Raw genomic sequence first — 26,999 nt, 5'->3', positions numbered from 1 at the left:
GTGAGATCGACCCCCCACAAGGTCCTCGCCGCGAGCGCTTTCGCCATCGCCGCGCTGATCGCCGCCGCACTCCCCGCCACCTCGGCGGCAGCGGCCCCGGCCGCACCCGCCGCCTGCACACCGACCCAAGTGGTCGGCAACGGCGGTTTCGAAAGCGGTACTTCACCCTGGAGCCAGTCCCAGACCAGCGTGATCACCAACCGCGCCGGCCAGAGTGCCCACGGCGGCACCTACTTCGCCTGGCTCAACGGAGTCGGCAGCACGCACACCGACACCCTCTCCCAGAGCGTCACGATCCCCTCCGGCTGCAGCACCGCCACCCTGACGTTCTGGCTCCACATCGGCACCGCCGAGACCACCACGTCCACGAAGTACGACAAGCTGACGGCGAAGATCGGCACCACGACGCTGGCGACGTACTCGAACCTCGACAAGAACACCGGCTACGCCCAGAAGTCCTTCGACGTCTCCGCGTTCGCGGGCCAGACCGTCAGCGTCGCCTTCACCGGCACCGAGGACTCCAGCCTCCAGACCAGCTTCGTCGTCGACGACATCGCCCTCGACACCTCCGGCGGAACCGTCCCGCCCGCGGACAGCACCCGCACCCCGGCCGCACCCGCCTACACCGTCAACCTGAGCAGCAACGCCAGCGGCACCGGCTGGACCGGCCACGAGAGCGCGAGCTTCACCAACGCCTCGGCCACCGCCCTCAGCGAGGTGTACCTGAGGCTGTGGGACAACTACCACGGCACCTGCTCCGCCATGCCGATCACGGTCACCAACGTCACCGGCGGCACCGCGGGCGCGCTGTCCGTCGGCTGCACCGCCCTCCAGATCACCCTGCCGACGCCGCTGGCACAGGGGCAGAGCGCCACGATCGGCTTCGACCTGGGGATCACCGTTCCCAGCGGCGCCGACCGGTTCGGCTACGACGGGGCCTTCAGCATGGTCGGCAACGCCCTGCCGGTGCTCGCGGTCCGGGACGGAGCGGGCTGGCACCTGGACCCGTACACGAACAACGGCGAGTCGTTCTACTCGCTGGCCTCCGACTTCAACGTGACCCTGGACCACCCCACCTCCCTGCTGGTGCCGGCCACGGGCGCCTCGGTCGACACGCCGGGAACCAGCGGTCGCACGGTCACCACCGCCACGGCCACCAAGGTCCGTGACTTCGCCTGGGCGGCCGGCCCGTTCAGCAAGATCTCCGGCACCTCGGCCTCCGGCACCCCCGTCAACATCTACTCCGTCTCGGGCATCAGCGCCTCCGACTCGCAGTCGATGCTGACCACCGCGAAGTCCGCGGTGGATGCCCACTCCGCCCGGTTCGGGGCCTACCCGTACGGCGAGCTGGACGCGGTCATCGACAACAACTACTGGTTCGGCGGCATGGAGTACCCCGGGTTCGTCCTGGACCTGGTCAGCACCACGGCCCTCACCCACGAGATCGCCCACCAGTGGTGGTACGGCATCGTCGGCGACGACGAGTACACCAGCCCCTGGCTGGACGAGTCGTTCACCGACTACGCCACCGACCTCGCGCAGAACAAGACCGGCGCGAGCTGCTGGAACAGCGTCTCCTGGGCCTCGTCGGCCGAGAAGATCACCAACTCGATGGGCTACTGGGACGCCCACTCCTCCCGCTACTCCACCGTCGTCTACGGCTACGGCAAGTGCGCCCTGCACGACCTGCGGCGCGTCCTCGGCGACACGGCCATGGCCAAGCTGCTGAAGGACTACGCCACTTCGCACTGGTACGGAGTCTCGACCACGGCCGAGTTCAAGGCGGCCGCCCAGGCCGCCACGACCACGGACCTGACCTCGTTCTGGACCACGCACCGCATCGACGGCTAGCAGGACCCGGTTCCGCCGCGGGAGCGCCTACGTCCCGGCGCCACCCGCGGCGGATCCGGTCCGCCGTCAGAGCCCCCGCACCACCACGCCCTCCACCGGCGCGCCCGCCTCGTCCTCCACCACCACCGCGTCCCCCGCCCAGCGCACGGTGTACCGCTCCACCTCGCCCGGCTCGAAGCCCGGCCCCGGATCGCGGACCACCAGCCCGCCGCCCGTACGGCCCCGCGCCGGAGCCCAGGCCTCCAGGACCACCGACCCGTCGGCCGCGACGACCGGCAGCAGCGAGCCCGCCCGGGCCAGCACCGGGATCCGGTCCGCCGGGGCGTCCAGCAGCACCTGGCCCGGCCCCTCGTGCGCCGCGCCCGTCGCCGTGTCGTACCAGCGGCCGCGCGGCAACCGCACCGCCCGCCGGTCCGAGCCGCACTCCAGCACCGGAGCCACCAGCAGCGCGTCGCCCAGCAGGAACGCGTCCTCGCAGTCCCGCAGCGCCCGGTCCTCCGGCGTCCCCCACCACAGCGGCCGCACGTACGGGGCTCCCGTCCGCCGCGCCAGATGGGCCAGCGTCACGAAGTACGGGCGCAGCCGCTCCCGTTCCAGCAGCACGGCCCGGGCCGCCTCCGTCGTCCCCTCGCCGAACTCCCACGGCTCGCGCCGCCCCGCGAAGATCGCCGAGTGCGTCCGGAACAGCGGCAGGTACGACCCCAGTTGCAGCCACCGCAGGTACAACTCCGGTGAGGGAGAACCCCAGAAGCCGCCGACGTCGGGGCCCGAGTACGGCACCCCGCACAGTCCGAGCCCCAGGACCAGCGCCAGCGAGGCCCGCAGCCCGTCCCAGCTGCTCTCCACGTCCCCCGACCACGTGCCCCCGTACCGCTGCATGCCCGCCCACCCCGACCTGGAGAAGAGGAACGGCCGCTCGGCCGGGCGCAGTCGCACCAGCCCCTCCCAGCCGGCCCGCGCCATCCCCAGGGCGTACACGTTGTGCGCGGCCCGGTGGTCCCCGCCCGCCCCGTCCAGGACGTGCCGCGCCGAAAGGGGGAGCGTCCGGTCCCCGAACGGGGCGAAGGAGACCGGCTCGTTCATGTCGTGCCAGACCCCGGCGAAGCCCTGCGCGAGCCGCTCCCCGTAGAGCCCGCCCCACCACTTCCGCGCGGCCGGATCGGTGAAGTCCGGGTACGCGCACTCGCCCGGCCACACCTCGCCGCGGACCTCCCGCCCCGCCGCGTCCCGTACGAAGGCCCCGTGCTCGCCGACCTCCAGGCCCGAGGCGTGCACGGGGTCGCCCGCCTTCACCGCCGGGTCGACGATCGAGACCAGGCGTACGCCGCCCTGTGCCAACTCGGCGGCCAGCCCCGGCAGATCGGGGAACCGCTCGCGGTCCACGGTGAAGACCCGGTGGCCGTCGTAGTGGTCGATGTCCAGATGGACGGCCGAGAGCGGCAGACCCCGGTCCGCGTACCCGGCCACGATCCGGCGCACCTGCGCCGCGTCCCCGAACCCCCACCGCGCGTGCTGGTACCCCAGCGCCCACTCCGGCGGCACGGCCGCGCCGCCCGTCAGCCCCGACCAGCCCTGCAGCACCCGCGCGGGCGGGCCCACCAGCACCCAGCAGCGCAGCGGACCGCCCTCCATGCGCAGCTCGCAGCTCCCCGGCCGGTCCGCACCTGATCCGGCCCCCTCCTCGCCCTCCCGCAACACCACCCGCCCGTCCCAGGTGTTGTCGTGGAACACCAGGTGCGTGCCGGCGTCCGCCACCACCAGCTGCACCGGCATCGTGATGTACAGCGGATCCCCGGTCAGACCGAAACCGTGCTTCGGGTCGGTGTTCCACAGCCGGTAGGAGCCGTCCCCGAGCCGGGGCCCCGTCGCCCGCCCGCCGAGGCCGAACACCCGCGCGTCCGCCGGGACCTCGCTGCGCAGCAGCCACCGGGCCCCGTGCCCGCCGCCGCCCTCCACCGGTTCCCACCAGCGCGGCGGCAGCTCGCGGCGCAGCACCGTCCCGCCCGGGGTGCGCACCTCCACCGCCCCGTGCCGGGACACCGCGACGGTCACCCGCTCGGAGACCACCCGCCAGCCGCCCTCGGTGTCCGGTTCCAGCACCGCGCGCGGATCGGCCTCCGGTCCGCTGCCGACCACCGCGTACGAGGGGGTGGGCGCGGCCCCGTCCCAGCCCCAGAACACCGCCCCGCCCACGGTGACCCGTATCAGCAGCTCCGAACGGGTGAACCGCAGCACGCCCCCGCCCGGCCGGGGCTCCGTACCGGTCAGCAGACCCGGCACCCGCGCCCGCTCCGCGCCCCGGGGTGCGAGCCCCTCCCTGTCCACGCGCCGGTTGCGCCAGGCCGAGCGCCAGGCGCGCCGCCCCCGCTCGCTGCCGAGCTCCTTCACCGCACGCACCAGCTCACGACCGTCCATGGCGCCCACCCTGCCACCGGCACCTGCCCGAGATGGCTGCGTTCAACTGCCGTTCACTCTCAAAAGGATCACTGCCGACCACCGATGACGGCTCTGGTGCGGATGTCGATCACATGGCATCGTCCCTGTGTGCCTCCGCGCTCCCACCCCGCGCGCGGTGACACCGTACGAACACCACAAGACGCACCACAGCCGCACCGCACGACACACCAGCCGACACGACACGCCCACGAAGCGCGAGCCGCAGACGTGACCGGGAGCCGACGCATGACCGCAGCAGCCACCCCCTCCGAGCCCCTCTGGTCCCCGGGCCCCGACCGGATCGCCGCGGCACGGATCACCGCCTTCCAGGCCTGGGCCGCCGAACACCACGGCGCCCCCGCCGAAGGCGGCTACCCGGCCCTGCACAGCTGGTCCGTCGACGCGCTCGACACCTTCTGGCAGGCCGTCGCCGAATGGTTCGACGTCCGCTTCACCACCCCGTACCAGTCCGTCCTCGCCGACCGGTCCATGCCCGGCGCCCACTGGTTCCCCGGCGCCACCCTCAACTACGCCGAGCACGCCCTGCGCGCCGCCGAGGACCCGGCGCGCGCCGACGAGGCCGCCCTGCTGTACGTGGACGAGACCCACGATCCCACCCCCGTCACCTGGGCCGAGCTCCGCCGCCAGGTCGGCGCACTCGCCGCCGAACTGCGCGCCCTGGGCGTACGCCCAGGCGACCGGGTCAGCGGCTACCTCCCCAACATCCCCGAAGCCGTCACCGCGCTCCTCGCCACCGCCGCGGTCGGCGGAGTCTGGACCTCCTGCGCCCCCGACTTCGGCGCCCGCAGCGTCCTGGACCGCTTCCAGCAGGTCGAGCCGGTCGTCCTCTTCACCGTCGACGGCTACCGCTACGGCGGCAAGGAGCACGACCGCCGCGACACCGTCGCCGAGCTGCGCGCCGAGCTCCCCTCCCTGCGCGCCGTGGTCCACATCCCGCTCCTGGGCACGCCGGCCCCCGCCGGGGCCCTGGACTGGTCGGCCCTCACGGCCGGCGCCGCCGAACCCGTCTTCGAGCCGGTCCCCTTCGACCACCCGCTCTGGGTCCTCTACTCCTCCGGGACCACCGGCCTGCCCAAGGCGATCGTCCAGTCCCAGGGCGGCATCCTCCTGGAACACCTCAAGCAGATCGGCCTCCACTGCGACCTCGGCCCAGGGGACCGGTTCTTCTGGTACACCTCCACCGGCTGGATGATGTGGAACTTCCTCGTCTCCGGCCTGCTCACCGGGACCACCGTCGTGCTCTACGACGGCAGCCCGGGATTCCCCGACACCGGTGCCCAATGGCGCATCGCGGAGCGGACCAAGGCCACTTTGTACGGGACTTCCGCCGCCTACGTGATGGCCTGCCGGAAGGCCGAAGTCCATCCGTCCCGGGACTTCGACCTGTCCTCGGTCAAGTGCGTGGCGACCACCGGCTCCCCGCTGCCGCCCGACGGCTTCCGCTGGCTGCACGACGAGGTGGCCGAGGACCTCTGGATCGCCTCCGTCAGCGGCGGCACCGACGTCTGCAGCTGCTTCGCCGGCGCCGTACCCACCCTCCCGGTCCACATCGGCGAGCTCCAGGCCGCCTGCCTGGGCACGGACCTCCAGGCATGGGACCCCTCGGGGAAGCCCGTCATCGGCGAGGTCGGCGAGCTCGTGGTCACCAACCCCATGCCGTCGATGCCGATCCGCTTCTGGAACGACCCGGACGGCAGCCGCTACCGCGACAGCTACTTCGAGATGTTCCCGGGCGTCTGGCGCCACGGTGACTGGATCACGATCACCGACCACGGCTCCGTGGTCATCCACGGCCGCTCCGACTCCACCCTGAACCGCCAGGGCGTCCGGATGGGCTCGGCCGATATCTACGAGGCCGTGGAACGGCTCCCGGAGATCAAGGAATCCCTGGTCATCGGCCTGGAGGAGCCGAACGGCGGCTACTGGATGCCGCTCTTCGTCCACCTCGTACCCGGCGCGGTCCTCGACGAGGACCTCCGCGCCCGGATCAAGGCGACCATCCGCGAGGAGCTCTCCCCGCGCCACGTCCCGGACGAGATCATCGAGGTCCCGGGCGTCCCGCACACCCTGACCGGCAAGCGCATCGAGGTCCCGGTCAAGCGCCTCCTCCAGGGCGCCCCCATGGACAAGGCCGTCAATCCCGGCTCGGTCGACAACCTGGACCTCCTGCGCTTCTACGAGGAGCTCGCCCGCACCCGGCGCTGAGCCCGGAGGTCACTGTCAGTGGCTCTGATTACTCTGAGTGAGCAAGCGATCGCGCCACTCAGGGGGACCCCATGCCACGCTCGAACGACAGCAGGACCGGTGCCACCGCGGGACGGCCCGCCCGTACCGCTCGTAGCGCCCGCGCCGGCAGGCGCCGCACCCTGCGCCGCGAAGTCCCCGGAACCGTCGGCCTCCTGGCCGACGCCGGGGACTTCGCGGCCATGCGCGGATACCGCAGCTTCACTTTCGAAGACCACCGCGACTACCTGGACCAGATCGACGGCCTGCTCCGCTCCCTCGCGGCCCAAGGCATCCACACCACCGTGACCCTCTTCGATCCCGAGGAGTACGCCGACTTCTGCACGGAGCACGGGATCGACCCGGACACGCCCGCGGCCCGGACCCGCTTCACCGCCGAACTGGCCGGCACGGGCCCCGGCCTCCCGTACGCGGGCCAGCCCATCGACGAACTGGTCCCGCTCCTCGTCGACGAGGCCGTCCGACAGGCCACCTGGGAGTACGCCACCACCCTGCTGGCCGCCGTGGGCGGCTGCGCCGACTGCGGGGAGGACATTGGAACGGCCTCCTTCGAACGCGCCGCCGCCGCACTGGAACACCTGGTGCGACGGGCCGGACCGGGCCACCACCACCTGGTGTGCAGCGTCCCCACCGAAACCGAACAGCTCGTGGCCGTGCTCCATGCGGACACGAGCTCCGAAGGCCCGCCGGAGATCGAGGGCCGCGAGGGCCTCGACTTCGTGACCGTCCTCGCCGCGGGCCTGGCCCTCGGCGGACCCGGGGGACTGGTCCTGCGCAGCGCCACCGAAGGACACCGGGACCGCGTCCACGGCTGGCGCCTGGACCACGGCCGCCTGGTACCCCTCTCCGCGGCGGCCGTCTTCAACGCCTACTGCACCGACGCCGACACCGGAGACCCCGTGGCCCCGGAACCAGGGGTCGAGTACCTCCCCGGGTACGAAGTGGACGAATCGGGGCCGCACCACTGACCCGAACGGGTGAGCACCGGGAAACGGCCGAGGGGCCCTCGCCACCGGCGAAGGCCCCTCGATCGAAACGGACACGGTCGGGCGCGGTGGCCCTCCCGTTCTACTCGCCGGACAGCACCGCCTGGGCGGCCACACGGGCCTCCTCGGCACTGTCCGCGGCACGAGCGGCGGCAGCCGCACGCTCACACTGCGCGAGGGTGTACTTGGCGAGCGTCGCCCGGACGTAGGGAATCGAAGCGGCACCCATCGACAGGGAGGTGACACCCAGACCCGTCAGCACACAGGCCAGCAGCGGGTCGGAAGCGGCCTCGCCACAGACACCACAGCTCTTGCCCTCGGCCTTGGCGGCGTCGGCCGACATGGCGATCAGGTCGAGCAGCGCGGGCTGCCACGGGTCCTGCAGTCGCGAGACGGCACCGACCTGGCGGTCGGCCGCGAAGGCGTACTGCGCGAGGTCGTTGGTGCCCAGCGACAGGAACTCGACCTCCTGCAGGATCGAGCGCGCCCGCAGCGCGGCGGAGGGGATCTCCACCATCGCGCCGAACTTCGCCTGCAGCCCGGCCTCGCGGCACGCGTCCGCGAACGCCTTGGCGTCGATCCGGTCCGCCACCATCGGGGCCATGACCTCGAGGTAGACCGGCAGCCCCGCGGAGGCCTTGGCCAGCGCGGTGAGCTGCGTACGCAGTACGTCCGGGTGGTCGAGCAGCGAGCGCAGACCACGGACACCCAGAGCCGGGTTCGGCTCGTCGGCCGGGGTCAGGAAGTCCAGCGGCTTGTCGGCGCCGGCGTCCAGGACGCGTACGACGACTCGACCCTCGGGGAAGGCCTCGAGCACCTTGCGGTACGACTCGACCTGCTTCTCCTCGGTCGGAGCCTTCTTGCTGTCGTCCAGGAAGAGGAACTCGGTGCGGAACAGGCCCACACCCTCGGCCCCGGCCTCGACGGCCGCCGGCACGTCGGCGGGACCGCCGATGTTGGCCAGCAGCGGCACCTTGTGACCGTCGGACGTCGCACCCGGACCCGAGGACGCGGAGAGAGCGGCCTTGCGCTCGGCGGCCGCGGCCTCCAGCTCGGCCCGCTTCTCCGGCGACGGGTCCACGAACAGGTCACCCGTGCTGCCGTCGACGGCGATGAGGGTGCCCTCGGCGATCTCGCCGGCGCCGGGCAGCGCCACGATGGCCGGCACGCCCAGTGCCCGCGCGAGGATCGCGCTGTGGCTGGTCGGGCCGCCTTCCTCGGTCACGAAACCGAGGACCAGCGCCGGGTCGAGCAGAGCGGTGTCGGCGGGAGCGAGGTCCCGCGCGATCAGCACGTACGGCTCGTCACTGTCCGGCACGCCCGGCATCGGCACGCCGAGCAGGCGCGCGACGATGCGGTTGCGCACGTCGTCCAGGTCGGCCACCCGGCCGGCCATGTACTCACCGGCGCCCGCGAGCAGCTCGCGGTACTGGGAGAAGGCGTCGTACACACCGCGCTCGGCGGTGCTGCCCACGGCGATCCGGCGGTCGACGTCGGCCATCAGCTCAGGGTCCTGAGCGATCATGGCCTGAGCCTCGAGCACGTGCTGAGCCTCGCCACCGGCCAGCTGGCCGCGCGCGATCAGGTCGGCCGCAACAGCGTCCACGGCCTGACGGGCGCGCCCCTGTTCGCGCTCCGCCTCGTCCGCGTTGATCTGCTTAGCCGGCGGCTCGAGAACCGCCGTACCCATGTGCCGAACCTCGCCGATCGCCACACCGTGGCTCACGCCGACGCCTCGCAGCGTTGTCTCCATTTCACCGTCTCCGATAGAGCGACGACTTCAGCCGTCGCGGTGGATGTCCGACTCGCCTCTGCAGGCGGACGCGTCACTGCCAGCTGAAGAGGGCGTCGTCAGCTTTGACGTCGCCGGACTCGACGACGTCGGAAAGGGAGTCGGGAGTCGCCTCAAGGGCCACGATGGGGCAGATGGGGGACTTCCCGGCGGCCTCGACCGCGGCAGGGTTCCAGCGGATGACGGCCTGGCCGCGGCTCACGGTGTCGCCCTTGCTGACGAGCAGCTCGAAGCCCTCGCCGTTGAGCTGAACGGTGTCGATCCCGAGGTGGGTGAGGACGCCGTGGCCCTCACCGTCCACTACTACGTACGCGTGCGGGTGGAGGGAGACGATCACACCATCTACGGGGGACACCGCCTCCGAGGGCTCACGTACGGGATCAATAGCGGTGCCCGGTCCCACCATCGCGCCGGAGAACACCGGATCGGGCACTGCCGCGAGTCCGATGGCGCGCCCGGCGAGTGGGGACGTCACGCTGGTCATGGGGGGCCTCCCAGGGGTGGGGCTTCTTCGTGTCGCCGTCACTACCTGTCGCGAACGGCGTACTCTTCAGAAGGATAAGTCACACGATGTTCGGTTTCGCCCGGTGTTGGTCCTGATCCGGACTGGTCCTTCGGCACGGAGACTAGTGGACTAGACCGGTGGACTAGACCATACGCCTGAATCGATTTGCTTGGGCACCGGCGGACCTGTACTGTCGAGACTCCCGCCAGGAAGCCCCGCGTGAACATTTCGCGAACGGCTGATGGACGGGACTCCTCCTCTTTCTTACTGATCTTGTATCTCGACTTCTTTCCGCGTGCCCATTTCGGCAAAACGGAGAGTGGTCAGGGAGCGGGAAAAGGACTGATAGAGTCGGACTCGTCGGAAAGGGAAAAGCGCGAAAGCGCAGGACCTGGAAGGCGGAAAACAAGCGAGACTGACTCTGATAGAGTCGGAAACGCAAGAACAGAACGAAGGAAGCGCCCGGAGGAAAACCCGAGAGGGTGAGTACAAAGGAAGCGTCCGTTCCTTGAGAACTCAACAGCGTGCCAAAAATCAACGCCAAAAAGTTGATACCCCGTCCACCTCGGTGGATGAGGTTCCTTTGAAAAAAGACCTGTGAGGTCGCGGTTCTGCCGTGGTGCTTGCAGGCAATTACACAGCGAGGACGCAGTGGACGGTCGGTCTTATTCCGACATGACTGTCCCGCTCTAAGTGCGTGTGCACCCGATTACGGGTAAACATTCATGGAGAGTTTGATCCTGGCTCAGGACGAACGCTGGCGGCGTGCTTAACACATGCAAGTCGAACGATGAAGCCCTTCGGGGTGGATTAGTGGCGAACGGGTGAGTAACACGTGGGCAATCTGCCCTTCACTCTGGGACAAGCCCTGGAAACGGGGTCTAATACCGGATAATACTCCTGCCTGCATGGGCGGGGGTTAAAAGCTCCGGCGGTGAAGGATGAGCCCGCGGCCTATCAGCTTGTTGGTGGGGTAATGGCCCACCAAGGCGACGACGGGTAGCCGGCCTGAGAGGGCGACCGGCCACACTGGGACTGAGACACGGCCCAGACTCCTACGGGAGGCAGCAGTGGGGAATATTGCACAATGGGCGAAAGCCTGATGCAGCGACGCCGCGTGAGGGATGACGGCCTTCGGGTTGTAAACCTCTTTCAGCAGGGAAGAAGCGAAAGTGACGGTACCTGCAGAAGAAGCGCCGGCTAACTACGTGCCAGCAGCCGCGGTAATACGTAGGGCGCAAGCGTTGTCCGGAATTATTGGGCGTAAAGAGCTCGTAGGCGGCTTGTCACGTCGGATGTGAAAGCCCGAGGCTTAACCTCGGGTCTGCATTCGATACGGGCTAGCTAGAGTGTGGTAGGGGAGATCGGAATTCCTGGTGTAGCGGTGAAATGCGCAGATATCAGGAGGAACACCGGTGGCGAAGGCGGATCTCTGGGCCATTACTGACGCTGAGGAGCGAAAGCGTGGGGAGCGAACAGGATTAGATACCCTGGTAGTCCACGCCGTAAACGTTGGGAACTAGGTGTTGGCGACATTCCACGTCGTCGGTGCCGCAGCTAACGCATTAAGTTCCCCGCCTGGGGAGTACGGCCGCAAGGCTAAAACTCAAAGGAATTGACGGGGGCCCGCACAAGCAGCGGAGCATGTGGCTTAATTCGACGCAACGCGAAGAACCTTACCAAGGCTTGACATATACCGGAAAGCATTAGAGATAGTGCCCCCCTTGTGGTCGGTATACAGGTGGTGCATGGCTGTCGTCAGCTCGTGTCGTGAGATGTTGGGTTAAGTCCCGCAACGAGCGCAACCCTTGTCCTGTGTTGCCAGCATGCCCTTCGGGGTGATGGGGACTCACAGGAGACCGCCGGGGTCAACTCGGAGGAAGGTGGGGACGACGTCAAGTCATCATGCCCCTTATGTCTTGGGCTGCACACGTGCTACAATGGCCGGTACAATGAGCTGCGATACCGTGAGGTGGAGCGAATCTCAAAAAGCCGGTCTCAGTTCGGATTGGGGTCTGCAACTCGACCCCATGAAGTCGGAGTTGCTAGTAATCGCAGATCAGCATTGCTGCGGTGAATACGTTCCCGGGCCTTGTACACACCGCCCGTCACGTCACGAAAGTCGGTAACACCCGAAGCCGGTGGCCCAACCCGTAAGGGAGGGAGCTGTCGAAGGTGGGACTGGCGATTGGGACGAAGTCGTAACAAGGTAGCCGTACCGGAAGGTGCGGCTGGATCACCTCCTTTCTAAGGAGCACAGTACCGATTGCAGACAAACGTTCTGCACGGTCAGCTCAGGGTGGAACGTTGATTAGTTGGCACGGTTTCCAAAACCTTCTGTGAGTACTGCTTCGGCGTGGAAAACGGTTTGAGTGGCGGGGATCGTGCTTGGCACGTTGTTGGGTATCTGAGGGTACGGCCGTATGGTCATGCCTTCTGCGATGCCGGCCCCAGTGAACTCGCCAGCTTGTCTGGTGGGGTGATGGGTGGCTGGTCGTTGCTTGAGAACTACACAGTGGACGCGAGCATCTGTAGGCCAAGTTTTTAAGGGCGCACGGTGGATGCCTTGGCACCAGGAACCGATGAAGGACGTGAGAGGCCGCGATAGGCCCCGGGGAGCTGCCAACTGAGCTTTGATCCGGGGGTGTCCGAATGGGGAAACCCGGCAGTCGTCATGGGCTGTCACCCACTGCTGAACACATAGGCAGTGTGGAGGGAACGCGGGGAAGTGAAACATCTCAGTACCCGCAGGAAGAGAAAACAACCGTGATTCCGGGAGTAGTGGCGAGCGAAACCGGAACAGGCCAAACCGTATGCGTGTGATACCCGGCAGGGGTTGCGCATGCGGGGTTGTGGGAATTCTTTTGATCGGTCTGCCGGCCGGTCGGCGAGTCAGAAACCGTTGATGTAGTCGAAGGACATGCGAAAGGTCCGGCGTAGAGGGTAAGACCCCCGTAGACGAAACATCAGCGGCTTGCTTAAGAATCTCCCAAGTAGCACGGGGCCCGAGAAATCCCGTGTGAATCTGGCGGGACCACCCGCTAAGCCTAAATATTCCCTGGTGACCGATAGCGGATAGTACCGTGAGGGAATGGTGAAAAGTACCGCGGGAGCGGAGTGAAATAGTACCTGAAACCGTGTGCCTACAAGCCGTGGGAGCGTCGCCGTTATTCTTCGGAATAACGGTCGTGACTGCGTGCCTTTTGAAGAATGAGCCTGCGAGTTAGCGGTGTGTAGCGAGGTTAACCCGTGTGGGGAAGCCGTAGCGAAAGCGAGTCCGAATAGGGCGATTGAGTTGCACGCTCTAGACCCGAAGCGGAGTGATCTAGCCATGGGCAGGTTGAAGCGGAGGTAAGACTTCGTGGAGGACCGAACCCACCAGGGTTGAAAACCTGGGGGATGACCTGTGGTTAGGGGTGAAAGGCCAATCAAACTCCGTGATAGCTGGTTCTCCCCGAAATGCATTTAGGTGCAGCGTCACGTGTTTCTTGCCGGAGGTAGAGCACTGGATAGGCGATGGGCCCTACCGGGTTACTGACCTTAGCCAAACTCCGAATGCCGGTAAGTGAGAGCGTGGCAGTGAGACTGTGGGGGATAAGCTCCATGGTCGAGAGGGAAACAGCCCAGAGCATCGACTAAGGCCCCTAAGCGTACGCTAAGTGGGAAAGGATGTGGAGTCGCAGAGACAACCAGGAGGTTGGCTTAGAAGCAGCCACCCTTGAAAGAGTGCGTAATAGCTCACTGGTCAAGTGATTCCGCGCCGACAATGTAGCGGGGCTCAAGCGTACCGCCGAAGTCGTGTCATTGCAGCAATAGGGCCAACGCCCGCTGTGATGGGTAGGGGAGCGTCGTGTGCCGGGTGAAGCAGCAGCGGAAGCTAGTTGTGGACGGTTCACGAGTGAGAATGCAGGCATGAGTAGCGATACACACGTGAGAAACGTGTGCGCCGATTGACTAAGGGTTCCTGGGTCAAGCTGATCTGCCCAGGGTAAGTCGGGACCTAAGGCGAGGCCGACAGGCGTAGTCGATGGACAACCGGTTGATATTCCGGTACCCGCTTTGAAACGCCCAATATCGAATCAGGCGATGCTAAGTCCGTGAAGCCGTTCCGGACCCTTCGGGGAAAGGAAAGTGGTGGAGCCGACGAACCAGACTTGTAGTAGGTAAGCGATGGGGTGACGCAGGAAGGTAGTCCAGCCCGGGCGGTGGTAGTCCCGGGGTAAGGGTGTAGGCCGAGGGGTAGGCAAATCCGTCCCTCATATAAGGCTGAGACCTGATGCCGAGCCGATTGTGGTGAAGTGGATGATCCTATGCTGTCGAGAAAAGCCTCTAGCGAGTTTCATGGCGGCCCGTACCCTAAACCGACTCAGGTGGTCAGGTAGAGAATACCGAGGCGTTCGGGTGAACTATGGTTAAGGAACTCGGCAAAATGCCCCCGTAACTTCGGGAGAAGGGGGGCCAGTCCTGGTGATCGGATTTACTCCGTGAGCTGGGGGTGGCCGCAGAGACCAGCGAGAAGCGACTGTTTACTAAAAACACAGGTCCGTGCGAAGCCGTAAGGCGATGTATACGGACTGACGCCTGCCCGGTGCTGGAACGTTAAGGGGACCGGTTAGTCACATTTCGGTGTGGCGAAGCTGAGAACTTAAGCGCCAGTAAACGGCGGTGGTAACTATAACCATCCTAAGGTAGCGAAATTCCTTGTCGGGTAAGTTCCGACCTGCACGAATGGCGTAACGACTTCTCGACTGTCTCAACCATAGGCCCGGTGAAATTGCACTACGAGTAAAGATGCTCGTTTCGCGCAGCAGGACGGAAAGACCCCGGGACCTTTACTATAGTTTGATATTGGTGTTCGGTTCGGCTTGTGTAGGATAGGTGGGAGACTTTGAAGCTGTGACGCCAGTCATGGTGGAGTCGCCGTTGAAATACCACTCTGGTCGTGCTGGATGTCTAACCTCGGTCCGTGATCCGGATCAGGGACAGTGTCTGATGGGTAGTTTAACTGGGGCGGTTGCCTCCCAAAAAGTAACGGAGGCGCCCAAAGGTTCCCTCAGCCTGGTTGGCAATCAGGTGTTGAGTGTAAGTGCACAAGGGAGCTTGACTGTGAGACCGACGGGTCGAGCAGGGACGAAAGTCGGGACTAGTGATCCGGCGGTGGCTTGTGGAAGCGCCGTCGCTCAACGGATAAAAGGTACCCCGGGGATAACAGGCTGATCTTCCCCAAGAGTCCATATCGACGGGATGGTTTGGCACCTCGATGTCGGCTCGTCGCATCCTGGGGCTGGAGTCGGTCCCAAGGGTTGGGCTGTTCGCCCATTAAAGCGGTACGCGAGCTGGGTTTAGAACGTCGTGAGACAGTTCGGTCCCTATCCGCTGTGCGCGTAGGAATATTGAGAAGGGCTGTCCCTAGTACGAGAGGACCGGGACGGACGAACCTCTGGTGTGCCAGTTGTCCTGCCAAGGGCATGGCTGGTTGGCTACGTTCGGGAGGGATAACCGCTGAAAGCATCTAAGCGGGAAGCCTGCTTCAAGATGAGTATTCCCACCTCCTTGAGAGGGTAAGGCTCCCAGTAGACGACTGGGTTGATAGGCCAGATGTGGAAGCCCGGTAACGGGTGGAGCTGACTGGTACTAATAGGCCGAGGGCTTGTCCTCAGTTGCTCGCGTCCACTGTGTTAGTTCTGAAGTAACGAACTGTGTTCATATCCGGTTGGTTAACTTCATAGTGTTTCGGTGGTCATAGCGTTAGGGAAACGCCCGGTTTACATTCCGAACCCGGAAGCTAAGCCTTTCAGCGCCGATGGTACTGCAGGGGGGACCCTGTGGGAGAGTAGGACGCCGCCGAACAATCATTGTAGAGAGCCCCGTACCAGGGAACTGGTACGGGGCTTTTCTGCGTTTACGGCCGGGTCGGACGCCTCCTGTAGGGTCAGGGGGCATCGTTCGACGTTTTTTCTACAGTCAGTGGAGGCCCCCGGGTGGAGGTCCAGGAGACTCGGGTTCAGACCGACCGAATTTTCACCATTCCGAACATCCTGAGCATGGCTCGCCTTGCCGGCGTACCCTTGTTCCTGTGGCTGATCCTGGCCAAGCACGACGGTTGGGCACTCGCCGTTCTCATGCTCAGCGGGATCAGTGACTACCTCGACGGGAAGTTGGCCCGGCGCTGGAATCAGATCAGCAACCTAGGAAGGCTGCTGGATCCGGCTGCAGACCGGCTCTACATCCTGTCCACCCTGTTCGGTCTCACGTACCGCGGGATTCTGCCGATCTGGCTCACGGCGGCCCTTCTCGCACGGGAGCTGATGCTTCTGGTGATGGTCTGGATCCTGCGCCGCCACGGCTATCCGCCGCCGCAGGTCAACTTCCTCGGCAAGGCGGCGACCTTCAACCTGATGTACGCCTTCCCCTTCCTGCTGGTCAGTGAAGGGACGGGCTGGTTGGCCTGGACCGGGTCCGTTTTCGGATGGGCGTTCGCCGGATGGGGTACAACCCTCTATTGGTGGGCAGGAATCCTTTACGTGGTGCAAGTCCGCCGGCTCGTGAAGGCGGACGCCACGGCCGATTGAGCTCGCTCGGCGCCTGACTGACGCGCAGGAGTGGTGCCAGTCACCGTCCGGGAGGGGCGAGGTCGGCGAAGACGCCGTCTCTCAAGGAGGACCTTTCCGACATGAAGGCCGTCGTGATGGCTGGTGGTGAAGGCACTCGCCTTCGTCCCATGACCTCAAGCATGCCCAAGCCGCTCCTGCCGGTGGCCAACCGGCCCATCATGGAGCACGTGCTGAGGCTGCTCAAGCGGCACGGGCTCAGCGAGACCGTGGTCACCGTGCAATTCCTGGCATCACTCGTCAGGAACTACTTCGGGGACGGCGAAGAGCTCGGAATGGAGCTCACCTATGCCAACGAGGAGAAGCCACTCGGGACCGCCGGCAGTGTGAAGAACGCCGAGGAGGCCTTGAAGGACGACACCTTCCTGGTCATCTCCGGCGACGCGCTCACGGACTTCGACCTCACCGACCTCATCGCCTTCCACAAGGAGAAGGGCGCACTCGTCACGGTGTGCCTGACCCGGGTGCCGAACCCGCTGGAATTCGGCATCACGATCGTGGACGAGGAAGGCAAGGTGGAGCGCTTCCTCGAGAAGCCGACCTGGGGCCAGGTGTTCTCGGACACCATCAACACGGGCATCTACGTGATGGAGCCCGAGGTCTTCGACTACGTGAGCCCGGACGTATCGGTGGACTGGTCCGGCGACGTCTTCCCCCAGCTGATGAAGGAAGGCCGGCCCATCTACGGCTACGTGGCCGAGGGCTACTGGGAGGACGTCGGCACCCACGAGAGCTACGTCAAGGCCCAGGCCGACGTGCTCGAGGGCAAGGTCCAGGTCGACATGGACGGCTTCGAGATCTCCCCCGGGGTCTGGATCGCCGAAGGGGCCGAGGTGAGCCCTGACGCGCTGCTGCGGGGGCCGCTGTACATCGGGGACTACGCCAAGGTCGAAGCCGGTGTGGAGATCCGTGAGCACACCGTCATCGGGTCGAACGTGGTCGTCAAGAGCGGCGCGTTCCTGCACAAGGCCGTCGTGCACGACAACGTGTACATCGGCCCGCACAGCAACCTCCGGGGCTGTGTCATCGGCAAGAACACCGACATCATGCGGGCCGCCCGGATCGAGGACGGGGCCGTCATCGGTGACGAGTGCCTCGTCGGCGAAGAATCGATCATCCAGGGGAACGTGCGGGTCTACCCCTTCAAGACGATCGAGGCGGGCGCCTTCGTCAACACCTCGGTCATCTGGGAGTCCCGGGGGCAGGCACATCTGTTCGGCGCCCGTGGGGTCTCCGGGATCCTGAACGTGGAGATCACCCCGGAACTGGTGGTCCGGCTCGCAGGCGCGTACGCCACGACCCTGAAGAAGGGCGCGACGGTCACCACCGCCCGTGACCACTCCCGAGGCGCGAGGGCGCTCAAGCGCGCCGTGATCTCGGCCCTCCAGGCCAGCGCGATCAACGTCCGCGACCTGGAGAACGTACCGCTGCCCGTGGCGCGCCAGCAGACCGCCCGCGGCAGCGCCGGCGGGATCGTGCTGCGGACCTCGCCCGGTGTGCCGGACTCGGTGGACATCATGTTCCTCGACGAGCGGGGGGCCGACCTCTCGCTCCAGGGTCAGCGGAAGCTGGACCGGGTGTACGCGCGCCAGGAGTACCGGCGGGCGTTCCCCGGCGAGATCGGCGACCTGCAGTTCCCGGGCAGCGTCTTCGACGCCTACACCGGTTCGCTGCTGCGCCGGGTGGACATCACCGGGGTCGCGGATTCCGGTCTCAAGGTGGTCGTGGACGCCTCCAACGGCAGCGCCGGGCTCGTGCTGCCCAGCCTGCTGGGCCGGCTCGGGGTGGACGCCCTCACCGTCAATCCGGGGCTCGACGAGTCCCGGCCCACGGAGACCGTCGAATCCCGGCGGGCCGGGCTGGTGCGGCTGGGCGAGATCGTCGCCTCCTCCCGGGCCGCCTTCGGGGTGCGCTTCGACCCGGTGGGGGAGCGGATCTCCCTCGTCGACGAGCGCGGGCGGATCATCGAGGACGACCGGGCACTGCTGGTGCTGCTCGATCTGGTGGCCGCCGAGAAGCGCAGCGGCAAGGTGGCGCTGCCGGTGACCACGACCCGGATCGCCGAGCAGGTGGCGGCGTACCACGGCACCCAGGTGGAGTGGACGACGACCTCGCCCGACGATCTGACCCGGGTGGGCCGGGCGGAGAACACCATCTTCGGCGGCGACGGGCGGGGCGGCTTCATCGTCCCGGAGTTCAGCAGCGTCTTCGACGGGTCGGCGGCCTTCGTGCAGCTGATAGGGCTGGTGGCGAGGACGCAGCTCACCCTGAGCCAGATCGACGCCCGGATCCCGCGGGCGCACGTGCTCAAGCGGGACGTGCCGACCCCCTGGGCGGTGAAGGGGCTCGTCATGCGGCGGGTCGTGGAAGCGGCCGGTGACCGGCAGGTGGACACCACCGACGGGGTACGGGTGGTCGAGGCCGACGGGCGGTGGGCGCTGGTGCTGCCGGACCCCGCGGAAGCGGTCACCCACGTGTGGGCCGAAGGTCCCGACGACGCCTCCGCGCAGGCGCTGCTGGACAGCTGGGCAGCGGTGGTGGACGGCGCCGGGCACTGAGCGGCGGGCACGGAACGGCGTAAGTACACAAGTCCGGTGGGCCGGGCGGGGTGAAGCCCCCGCCCGGCCCACCGGACGGGCGCATTCGGCGTGTGCGGTGCCGACATGCGACGATGTGCGGCATGTCGCAGCCGCCCCACAACCGGAGTTCGGCGTCGCCTCCCGCGCGCCCGGACGCTTCCATGTCGCTGCTGACGCACGTGATGGACCACAGTCTCGACGAGGGCTACGCGGAGGCCTCCGCCCGGCGCGAGTCGGACGGCACGGCGGGCCTGCCGCGCACGCTCAAGGCCAAACTGGGGCTCGCCGCCGGGCTGGTGCTCGCCGCGATGGTCGTCACGCTGGGTGCGGCGCAGGCGCGGGTTGCCGCGCCGGTGCTGGCCAAGGAGCGTCAGGAGCTCATCGACCGGGTCGACCTGGCCGATGCGCACGCGGACGGCCTGGAGCGGGACATCGAGAGGCTGCGGGGCACCGTCGCCGACCGGCAGCGCGAGGCGCTCAAGCAGCACGGCGGTGAACAGGGCCAGCTCGTGGCCCTGCTGTCCGGGGCCACGGAGGTGCGCGGGCCCGGGATCAAGCTGACGGTGGACGACGCGAAGGGCGCGTCCACGGGCAACGGTTCCAAGCCGCGCGAGAACACCGGTTTCTCGGATACCGGCCGGCTGCGCGACCATGACCTGCAGAAGGTCGTCAACGGGCTGTGGCAGTCCGGGGCCGAAGCGATCTCGATCAACGGGCAGCGGCTGACGTCGCTGTCGGCGATCAGGGCCGCCGGTGACGCGATACTGGTCGACAACAGGCCGCTGGTGCCGCCGTACGAAGTGCTGGCGATCGGCGACAAGAAGAAGCTCGGAACCGCCTTCCAGGACTCCGCGGACGGCCAGTACCTGCACGTGCTGCAGGAGAGCTACGGGATCCGCTACACCCTGTCCCCCGAGGACGAGGTACGGCTCCCCGCCGCGTCGAGCCTGACCGTACGTACAGCCACAGCAGTAGAGAAGGGTGCATCGTGATCGCGGTACTGGGCCTCGTGGTCGGAGTGGTGGTCGGACTTCTGGTCCGCCCCGAAGTGCCGGCCGTGGTGGAGCCTTATCTGCCGATCGCCGTGGTGGCGGCGCTGGACGCGGTGTTCGGGGGCTTGCGCGCGATGCTGGACGGCATCTTCGTGGACAAGGTCTTCGTGGTGTCGTTCCTGTCCAACGTGGTCGTGGCCGCGCTGATCGTCTTCCTCGGCGACAAGCTGGGCGTCGGTTCGCAGCTGTCCACGGGTGTGGTCGTCGTTCTCGGCATCCGCATCTTCTCCAACGCCGCGGCCATCCGCCGGCACGTGTTCCGGGCGTGAGGCCGATGAGTACGAACGACACCCCGCCCGAGGAGCCGATGGGTCCGGGGCAGCCGCCGAAGGAAGGGCCGGCCGCTCCCGTCGGTCCGGCCGAGCCCGAGGAGACCGGTCGGCAGCGGCTGGCGGCCGGCCTGTGGCCCCCGCGGGTGAGCCGGGCCCAACTGATCGTCGCGGTGCTGCTGTTCGTCCTGGGGCTCGGTCTGGCGATCCAGGTACGGTCCAATAGCGACTCCAGCGCGCTGCGCGGGGCCCGACAGGAGGACCTCGTACGCATCCTCGACGAGCTGGACGGCCGGACCAAGCGGCTGGAAGACGAGAAGCAGAAGCTCGACGAGCAGCGCAGGGAACTGGAGAGCAGCTCGAACCAGGCCGAAGAGGCCCGGAAGCAGACGGTCGAGAAGGAACGCCAACTCGGGATCCTGGCCGGTACGGTGGCCGCGCAGGGGCCGGGGATCGTGCTGAAGATCTCCGATCCCAAGAACCAGGTGCAGTCGGACAAGCTGCTGGACACCCTCCAGGAGCTGCGTGCCGCCGGGGCCGAGGCGATCCAGATCAACGGTGTGCGGATCGTGGCGGGCTCGTACTTCTCGGACGAGGGCAGCGGGGTCGCGATCGACGGTAAGAAGATCACACAGCCCTATGAATTCAGGGTGATCGGCAAGCCGCAGGACCTGGAGCCGGCGCTCAACATTCCGGGTGGCGTGGTCCAGTCGCTGGAGAAGGAGCAAGCGGTCGTCACCGTCACACGACCGGCGAAGATCGTCGTGGATGCCTTGCGGGCTGCGAAGCAGCCTGACTACGCTCGGTCGTCATCGCCGTGAGGCGGGACGCAGAGCAGACCGGCTCAGGCGGGCGAATGCCTGCGGGGGGTCGGCGCACCGAAGTCGTGGTACGTGGTGGAAACTGTCTGATGGTTACGGACGTTGTGAGAATGTCCGGGTCGGCAGGTGTTGCATTCGGAGTTCGTCCTGCCCCACGGGCGGGTCTGTTTCGGTCAAGGGGAATCGCCCGTGAAGTTGTTTGAGAAGTTGTTCGGCAAGAAGAACCGCGAGGAAAGCGGTGCGGCCAGGCACCGCGCGGGGCATGGAGACGTGGAAGGGCAGGGCGACCGGCCGCTCTTCCGCGACGAGGTCGCGGGCGCGGGTGATATTTCGGGCGCGCAGGGCGCGTCGACTGTTGACCCTGCCGGTACCGGACGCATAGGTTTCGGTGAACCATCAACCTCAAGTACGGGTGGAGGGTTTAACCCCGACCCGTATGCCACCAATGCCTCCGCGGGGCAGCCGCGGCGCGAGGAGCCGTCCATGTCGGCCGAGCAGATTTGCAGCAGGTGCGGGCACCGCAGCGATGCGGCGAGCCGATTCTGCTCCAACTGCGGGGCGCCGCTGCGGGCGGGTCTGACGCCGGAGCGTGCCTCGGAGACCACGTCCACCATTTCGATCTCGGGCCTCGAGGCCTACGAGGCCGAGGTGTCGGGACAAGCGCACGCGTCGTCCTCGCTGTCCCCCGAGGCCCAGGCCGCGGTGGAAGCACTGCCTCCGGGTTCCGCTCTGCTCATCGTGCGGCGCGGCCCCAACTCCGGCAGCCGCTTCCTCTTGGACGGAGAGCTGACGACGGCCGGCCGGCACCCGCAGAGCGACATCTTCCTGGACGACGTCACCGTCTCCCGGCGCCATGTCGAGTTCCGCAGGAGCCACGACGGCGGCTTCACCGTCGCCGATGTCGGCAGCCTCAACGGCACGTACGTGAACCGTGAACCGATCGACTCCGTCTCCCTCCACAACGGCGACGAAGTGCAGATCGGCAAGTACCGGCTGGTCTTCTACGCGAGCCTGCGGGGCATCTGACCCTCCTCCGGATCCTGTCCGGGGGACTCCCCAGGGAAGGTCCCATGCTGCGCACCCCGACAGGCGGTGCCGGAAACGGCACCGCCGCCTCGGCCCGACGGCTGGTGAGCATCGGCACGGTGCTCACGATGCTGCGTGAAGAGTTCCCCGAGGTCACGATCTCGAAGATCCGCTTCCTGGAGGCGGAGGGGCTCGTGGAGCCCCGGCGCACACCTTCCGGATACCGCAAGTTCAGCACCGACGACGTGGAGCGCCTCGCCCACATCCTTCGGCTCCAGCGCGATCACTACCTTCCGTTGAAGGTCATCCGCGAGCAGCTCGACGCGCTCGTCCGCGGCGAGCAGATCCGCATCCCGGCGCCCACGGCGCACGGGGAATCCGTCGACCCCATGAGCCCCGTGGTCATCTACGGCGAGGTGGGCCGGGAGCGGCCGACCGTGGCCCGGGTGGGCCGGGCCGAGCTGATCGCCGCCGCGGAGGTGGACGAGGTGCAGCTCGTCGAGTGGGAGTCGTACGGGCTGATCGCGGAGGCGCCGGGCGGCGGGTTCGACGCCGAGGCGGTCACCGTGGCCCGTCTGGTGGCCGATCTCGGCCGGTTCGGGCTGGAGCCGCGCCACCTGCGCGCGATGAAGGCCGCCGCCGACCGGGAGGCCGGTCTGGTCGAACAGGTCGTCTCACCGCTGCGCCGCCACCGCAACCCGCAGACCAGGGCACATGCCGAGGCCACCCTGAAAGAGCTCGCGGGGCTCTCCGTACGGCTGCACGAGGCCTTGGTGCAGACGGCGCTCGGGGTGCGGCTGCACTGATCCGGGGGGCTCTCGGAGGAGTCGCGGGGGGCTCCTGCGGGCAGCCTTGGGGGAGCCCGACTACCCAAACCGGCCGGGCAGGTCCTAGGGTTGCTGTGTGAACGAGCTCGACGTTGTGGGTGTCCGGGTGGAAATGCCCTCCAACCAACCGATCGTTCTCCTGCGTGAGGTGGGAGGCGATCGATACCTCCCCATCTGGATCGGACCAGGGGAGGCGACCGCCATTGCCTTCGCGCAGCAGGGCATGGCTCCTGCCCGGCCGCTGACGCACGACCTGTTCAAGGACGTGCTGGAGGCGATCGGCGAGGAACTCACCGAAGTCCGGATCACGGATCTGCGGGAGGGCGTCTTCTACGCGGAGCTCGTCTTCGCCAGCGGGGTCGAGGTGAGCGCGAGGCCGTCCGACGCCATAGCGCTGGCCCTGCGCACCGGGACGCCGATCTACGGCAGCGACGGCGTGCTGGACGACGCCGGAATCGCGATCCCGGACGAGCAGGAGGACGAGGTGGAGAAGTTCCGCGAGTTCCTCGACCAGATCTCGCCCGAGGACTTCGGCACCGGACCGCACTGAGTCCGGGGCCGCGGCGTCCTCCGGGCGTTCTCGACGCAGCCTCAAAGGAGATTGCAGCCCATTCGAGTAGCCTTTCCCCGCAATGGGGTACGGGAAACCACTCTCAGGGTGATTATCACTCGGCGTGCCGAGTGTGGCGATCGTTGACGCACCCCGGGTGACTGCCTACCTTCGAGGTGGCAGGTCAAGGACGGAGGGTCGGCGTGAGAGTCACGGGCGACGGTACGACCGGGGGCATCCCCGCACGGAGTGACGGTGGGCCGTACCCGCTGCACGGTGGTGCGGTGAGTTCCGCGCGCCGTCAGCCGGAGCCCGCGCCGGTCGGTTCGATGGGGCCGGTGGGGCCCCAGGGTGGCGAGGCGGCACCCGAGCAGGTCGGATACCGCGGGCCGACGGCGTGTGCCGCGGCCGGCATCACCTACCGGCAGCTCGACTACTGGGCGCGCACGGGGCTGGTGGAGCCGAGCGTGCGTCCCGCGTACGGGTCGGGCACGCAGCGGCTGTACAGCTTCCGGGACGTGGTCGTCCTCAAGATCGTCAAGCGCTTCCTGGACACCGGGGTGGCGCTGCAGAACATCCGCACCGCCGTGCAGCACCTGCGTGACCGCGGGTTCTCGGACCTCGAGCGCATGACGCTGATGAGCGACGGAGCCACGGTCTACGAGTGCACCTCGCCGGAACAGGTCGTCGGCCTGCTCCAGGGCGGTCAGGGAATCTTCGGGATCGCCGTCGGAGTGGTCTGGCGCGATGTCGAGAACGCCCTGTCGCAGCTCCACGGGGAGCGCGTGGACACCGGTGAGACGGTGGTCGGGCACAACCCCGCCGACGAGCTGGCCGCGCGGCGCAACCGGGCCGTCTAGGTCGTCCAGGTCATTTTCAGGGCACGTTCACCGAGGCCGTCCGGCCCGGCCCGCCTCCGCGGCGGGTCCGGTCGGACGGCCTCGGGCGTTTTGTCAGTGGCGTAGGGCAGCATCGGTGCTGTGAGAGCCGCGCCGACCATCATGCATCTGGACATGGACGCCTTCTACGCGTCCGTGGAGCAGGCGTCGAAGCCGAGCCTGCGCGGCAAAGCCGTCATCGTCGGCGGGCTCGGTCCGCGCGGGGTCGTCGCCACCTGTTCGTACGAGGCCAGGCGGTTCGGGGTCCACTCGGCGATGCCGACCGCCCAGGCGCGGCGGCTCTGCCCGAACGGCGCGTACCTGATCCCGCGCTTCGGCCTGTACCGGGCGGTCAGCGACACCGTCATGGCCCTCCTGCGCGAGCTGTCGCCGCTCGTGGAGCCGCTGAGCCTGGACGAGGCCTTCGTGGACCTGGAGGCGGGCGGGGTCGCCTTCGACGCGGAGTCCGCCCGGGCCGTGGGAGAGCGGCTGCGGGCCGACATCATGGCCGCGACCGGGCTCAGCGGATCGGTCGGGCTGGCCGGGTCCAAGATGCTGGCCAAGGTGGCCTCCGAGGAGGCCAAGCCCGCGGGGCTGCTGCTGATCGAGGTCGGCACCGAGCGGGCGCATCTCGCGCCGATGTCGGTACGGACCCTGCCCGGGGTCGGCCCGGCCACCGGGGAGCACCTGCGGCGGGCCGGGATCACCACGGTGGGGGAGCTGGCGGGGGCCGGCGAGGACGAGCTGGTCCGGATGGTGGGGCGCTCGCACGGGGTCGGGCTGTACCGGATGGCCAGGGGTGTGGACGAGCGGCCGGTGGTCGCCGAGCGCGACGCGAAATCGGTGTCGGTCGAGGACACCTTCGACGTGGACCTGCACGACCGGGTCCGGATCCGGGGCGAGGTGCAGCGGCTCGCGGACCGGTGCGTGCGGCGGCTGCGGGAGTCCGGGCACTCGGGGCGGACCATCGTGCTCAAGGTGCGGCGGTACGACTTCTCGACGCTGACCCGCTCCGAGACCCTGCGGGGGCCGACCGACGACCCGGCGGTGGTGCGCGAGGCCGCGGCGCGGCTGCTGGAGGCCGTGGACACCACGGGCGGGGTGCGGCTGCTGGGGGTGGGGGTCACGGGGCTGGCGGACTACACGCAGGAGGACCTGTTCGCCTTCGCGGTGACGCTGGCCGCCGATGCGGAGGCCGCCGAAGCCGAGGCGGCGGAGGCGGCGGCGGAGGGGGAGGCGGAGCCCGCTGGGCCGGATGGGGTCGGTGGGGCCGAGGAGACGGCTGCGGTCGCCGATGCGGAGGGCTCCGTAGAGCTGGAGCACGGCGGCAAGGGTGCCGGGCCGGCGGAGGCGGAGGGGAAGCGCGGACACGGGGAGCCGGGCGGGGAGCCGAGCCTCGGGGAGCCGGGCCGGGAGCCGGGCCTCGGGGAGCGCGGCCCCGGAGAGGCCCCGGCCGCGGCGGCCTCCGAGGACGGTGGCGGACCGCCCGGTGGGGGCGATGCCGGCGCCGGGCGGCTGTGGCACGCCGGGAGCGACGTGCGGCACGCGGTGTACGGGCCGGGCTGGGTGCAGGGCAGCGGGGTCGGGCGGGTGACCGTACGGTTCGAGGAGCCCGGCTCGGAGCCGGGCCGGGTGCGGACGTTCCGGGTGGACGACCCCGAGCTGGAGCCGTCCGATCCGCTTCCGCTGGTGGGGACGAGGGGCGTGACCTGCTAGGGGGTGTCCGCAAAGTAGCGCCAGACGCCACGGGCCAGGCGTTACTTTGCGGACACCGCCTAGGCCTGGCCCTCGTCGCCCGCCAGGCGGCCGAAGTCGCGGTGGAACTCGCTGGGGAGGGCCACGTCGAGGCCGTAGTGGTGGTAGAGCTGCAGCTCCTGTTCGGGGGAGAGGTGGCGGCCGACGCCGAAGTCGGGGGCGTCCTTGATGAGGGAGCGCTCGAAGGGGACGCGCAGGGTGTCGCCCACCATCTCGCTGGGTTCCAGGGGGACGAAGGCGTCCCTGCTGAAGAGGCCGGTGCGGACGGCTGCCCATTCCGGGACGCCCGTGGCATCGTCGAGGTAGACCTCGTCGACGGTGCCGATCTTGGCGCCATTGCGGTCGAATGCCTTGCGGCCGATCAGGCTGCGGGGATCGATGTCGGTCTGCACGGTCCGGTCCCTCCATTGGGGCGCAACTCCTCCGTAATGACTACAAAAGTGCATTTCCGGGGAGGGGGCCACTCGGGGAGGGCCCGAGATCCTCGCTGGTAGGCTGGGTGACGGCTGTTGACCCTGTGCGGGAGAGTCCTCCGAGTGAGCAAGACGGGGGCGCCGAAGGAGCAAATCCTCCCCGGAATCTCTCAGGCATACGTACCGCACGTAGGTGAGGCCACTCTGGAAAGCAGGGGCGGTACCGGGCGCGCAGTGCCGGTTCCTCTCCTCACCGACGGTGAAAGCCGGACCCCCGGGAGACCCCCGCGTGGCCCGGTGAAGCTCTCAGGTTCGATGACAGAGGGGGAGGCCGTCCGGGTGCCCGCGCCGTGGTGCCCCTCGCAGGTCGTACGACCCAGGAG

General features: G+C 67.9%; 17 protein-coding genes, 3 rRNA genes and 1 riboswitch. Of the genes, 16 read left to right on the top strand and 4 right to left on the bottom strand.

Going from position 1 to position 26,999, the window contains the following annotated elements; translation table 11 throughout:
- Entirely contained in the window at positions 1-1,851 is a 1,851-nt protein-coding gene (locus tag OG490_RS06240; RefSeq protein WP_330295278.1) for a M1 family aminopeptidase, read from the top strand.
- Positions 1,852-1,917: 66 nt separating this feature from the next.
- Here the strand turns inward: OG490_RS06240 and OG490_RS06235 are convergent, their stop codons facing one another.
- Positions 1,918-4,266, bottom strand: coding sequence for a glycoside hydrolase family 31 protein (locus OG490_RS06235; RefSeq protein ID WP_330295277.1), 2,349 nt, complete (start codon positions 4,264-4,266; stop codon positions 1,918-1,920).
- A gap of 267 nt (positions 4,267-4,533) precedes the next feature.
- Here OG490_RS06235 and OG490_RS06230 point away from each other — a divergent pair, with 267 nt between their 5' ends.
- Together OG490_RS06230 and OG490_RS06225 are read left to right on the top strand one after the other, a co-directional pair.
- A complete protein-coding gene (locus OG490_RS06230) occupies positions 4,534-6,513 on the top strand; it encodes an acetoacetate--CoA ligase (RefSeq protein WP_330295276.1) in 1,980 nt (659 codons plus the stop codon).
- 71 nt (positions 6,514-6,584) lie between these two features.
- The gene (locus tag OG490_RS06225) at positions 6,585-7,520 is read left to right on the top strand and encodes a hypothetical protein (RefSeq protein ID WP_330295275.1); all 936 of its coding nucleotides are present in this window, start codon (positions 6,585-6,587) and stop codon (positions 7,518-7,520) included.
- Between the two features lie 100 nt (positions 7,521-7,620).
- Here OG490_RS06225 and ptsP read toward each other — a convergent pair whose 3' ends face one another.
- Both ptsP and OG490_RS06215 read right to left on the bottom strand, forming a co-directional pair.
- Positions 7,621-9,291: a phosphoenolpyruvate--protein phosphotransferase gene (ptsP, locus tag OG490_RS06220; RefSeq protein ID WP_330295274.1), complete on the bottom strand. Its 1,671-nt coding sequence runs from the start codon at positions 9,289-9,291 to the stop codon at positions 7,621-7,623.
- A 73-nt stretch (positions 9,292-9,364) separates the two neighbouring features.
- Entirely contained in the window at positions 9,365-9,814 is a 450-nt protein-coding gene (locus tag OG490_RS06215) for a PTS sugar transporter subunit IIA (protein ID WP_330295273.1), read from the bottom strand.
- A 743-nt stretch (positions 9,815-10,557) separates the two neighbouring features.
- Here OG490_RS06215 and OG490_RS06210 point away from each other — a divergent pair.
- The 13 genes from OG490_RS06210 to OG490_RS06150 all read left to right on the top strand — a co-directional run bounded on the left by OG490_RS06210 (position 10,558) and on the right by OG490_RS06150 (position 26,164).
- Positions 10,558-12,082: ribosomal RNA gene (locus OG490_RS06210) — 16S ribosomal RNA — on the top strand.
- A 287-nt stretch (positions 12,083-12,369) separates the two neighbouring features.
- Positions 12,370-15,493, top strand: a 23S ribosomal RNA gene (locus OG490_RS06205).
- 74 nt (positions 15,494-15,567) lie between these two features.
- Positions 15,568-15,685: ribosomal RNA gene (gene rrf / locus OG490_RS06200) — 5S ribosomal RNA — on the top strand.
- Together the 16S, 23S and 5S rRNA genes form the textbook arrangement of a ribosomal RNA operon.
- Positions 15,686-15,816: 131 nt before the next feature.
- Positions 15,817-16,407 carry a CDP-alcohol phosphatidyltransferase family protein gene (locus tag OG490_RS06195; RefSeq protein ID WP_330295272.1) on the top strand — a complete coding sequence of 197 codons (591 nt, stop codon included), beginning with the start codon at positions 15,817-15,819 and terminating at the stop codon, positions 16,405-16,407.
- A gap of 101 nt (positions 16,408-16,508) precedes the next feature.
- The gene (locus tag OG490_RS06190) at positions 16,509-19,004 is read left to right on the top strand and encodes a mannose-1-phosphate guanyltransferase (protein WP_330295271.1); all 2,496 of its coding nucleotides are present in this window, start codon (positions 16,509-16,511) and stop codon (positions 19,002-19,004) included.
- A 113-nt stretch (positions 19,005-19,117) separates the two neighbouring features.
- The gene (locus tag OG490_RS06185; protein WP_330295270.1) at positions 19,118-20,017 is read left to right on the top strand and encodes a DUF881 domain-containing protein; all 900 of its coding nucleotides are present in this window, start codon (positions 19,118-19,120) and stop codon (positions 20,015-20,017) included.
- Positions 20,014-20,346, top strand: a complete 333-nt coding sequence (locus OG490_RS06180; protein ID WP_112452698.1) for a small basic family protein — start codon at positions 20,014-20,016, stop codon at positions 20,344-20,346. Before OG490_RS06185 ends, OG490_RS06180 begins: the two co-directional genes overlap by 4 nt.
- A 38-nt stretch (positions 20,347-20,384) precedes the next feature.
- Positions 20,385-21,167 (top strand): DUF881 domain-containing protein, encoded by a 783-nt coding sequence (locus OG490_RS06175; RefSeq protein ID WP_330300802.1) that lies wholly within the window; start codon positions 20,385-20,387, stop codon positions 21,165-21,167.
- A gap of 483 nt (positions 21,168-21,650) precedes the next feature.
- On the top strand, positions 21,651-22,193 hold the full coding sequence (locus tag OG490_RS06170) for an FHA domain-containing protein (RefSeq protein ID WP_330295269.1): 543 nt from the start codon (positions 21,651-21,653) through the stop codon (positions 22,191-22,193).
- Between the two features lie 44 nt (positions 22,194-22,237).
- A complete protein-coding gene (gene ftsR / locus OG490_RS06165) occupies positions 22,238-22,999 on the top strand; it encodes a transcriptional regulator FtsR (RefSeq protein WP_330295268.1) in 762 nt (253 codons plus the stop codon).
- 97 nt (positions 23,000-23,096) lie between these two features.
- The gene (locus OG490_RS06160) at positions 23,097-23,570 is read left to right on the top strand and encodes a bifunctional nuclease family protein (RefSeq protein WP_330295267.1); all 474 of its coding nucleotides are present in this window, start codon (positions 23,097-23,099) and stop codon (positions 23,568-23,570) included.
- 203 nt (positions 23,571-23,773) lie between these two features.
- Positions 23,774-24,430 (top strand): MerR family transcriptional regulator, encoded by a 657-nt coding sequence (locus tag OG490_RS06155; RefSeq protein ID WP_330295266.1) that lies wholly within the window; start codon positions 23,774-23,776, stop codon positions 24,428-24,430.
- A 120-nt stretch (positions 24,431-24,550) separates the two neighbouring features.
- Complete coding sequence (locus OG490_RS06150; protein ID WP_330295265.1) at positions 24,551-26,164, top strand: DNA polymerase IV; 1,614 nt, start codon at positions 24,551-24,553, stop codon at positions 26,162-26,164.
- Positions 26,165-26,223: 59 nt separating this feature from the next.
- On the opposite strand, the gene OG490_RS06145 is transcribed toward OG490_RS06150, so the two are convergent.
- Positions 26,224-26,595, bottom strand: a complete 372-nt coding sequence (locus OG490_RS06145; protein WP_330295264.1) for a PRC-barrel domain-containing protein — start codon at positions 26,593-26,595, stop codon at positions 26,224-26,226.
- Positions 26,596-26,713: 118 nt separating this feature from the next.
- Positions 26,714-26,812, top strand: a riboswitch (glycine riboswitch).
- The last annotated feature ends 187 nt before the right edge of the window (positions 26,813-26,999 follow it).

The organism is Streptomyces sp. NBC_00503 (assembly GCF_036346895.1).
In the GTDB taxonomy this organism is placed as follows: domain Bacteria; phylum Actinomycetota; class Actinomycetes; order Streptomycetales; family Streptomycetaceae; genus Streptomyces.
Note: the sequence above shows the minus strand (reverse complement) of the source record. Positions and strands in the feature narration are given on the sequence as shown.

What these genes read in the sequence shown, in the direction of transcription:
- OG490_RS06185 (WP_330295270.1), top strand. Translation starts at nt 19,118, where the DNA reads ATGTGCGGCATGTCGCAGCCGCCCCACAACCGGAGTTCGGCGTCGCCT.
- OG490_RS06190 (WP_330295271.1), top strand. Translation starts at nt 16,509, where the DNA reads ATGAAGGCCGTCGTGATGGCTGGTGGTGAAGGCACTCGCCTTCGTCCC.
- OG490_RS06225 (WP_330295275.1), top strand. Translation starts at nt 6,585, where the DNA reads ATGCCACGCTCGAACGACAGCAGGACCGGTGCCACCGCGGGACGGCCC.
- OG490_RS06215 (WP_330295273.1), bottom strand. Translation starts at nt 9,814, where the DNA reads ATGACCAGCGTGACGTCCCCACTCGCCGGGCGCGCCATCGGACTCGCG.
- OG490_RS06170 (WP_330295269.1), top strand. Translation starts at nt 21,651, where the DNA reads ATGTCGGCCGAGCAGATTTGCAGCAGGTGCGGGCACCGCAGCGATGCG.
- OG490_RS06175 (WP_330300802.1), top strand. Translation starts at nt 20,385, where the DNA reads ATGGGTCCGGGGCAGCCGCCGAAGGAAGGGCCGGCCGCTCCCGTCGGT.
- ftsR (WP_330295268.1), top strand. Translation starts at nt 22,238, where the DNA reads ATGCTGCGCACCCCGACAGGCGGTGCCGGAAACGGCACCGCCGCCTCG.
- OG490_RS06230 (WP_330295276.1), top strand. Translation starts at nt 4,534, where the DNA reads ATGACCGCAGCAGCCACCCCCTCCGAGCCCCTCTGGTCCCCGGGCCCC.
- ptsP (WP_330295274.1), bottom strand. Translation starts at nt 9,291, where the DNA reads ATGGAGACAACGCTGCGAGGCGTCGGCGTGAGCCACGGTGTGGCGATC.
- OG490_RS06235 (WP_330295277.1), bottom strand. Translation starts at nt 4,266, where the DNA reads ATGGACGGTCGTGAGCTGGTGCGTGCGGTGAAGGAGCTCGGCAGCGAG.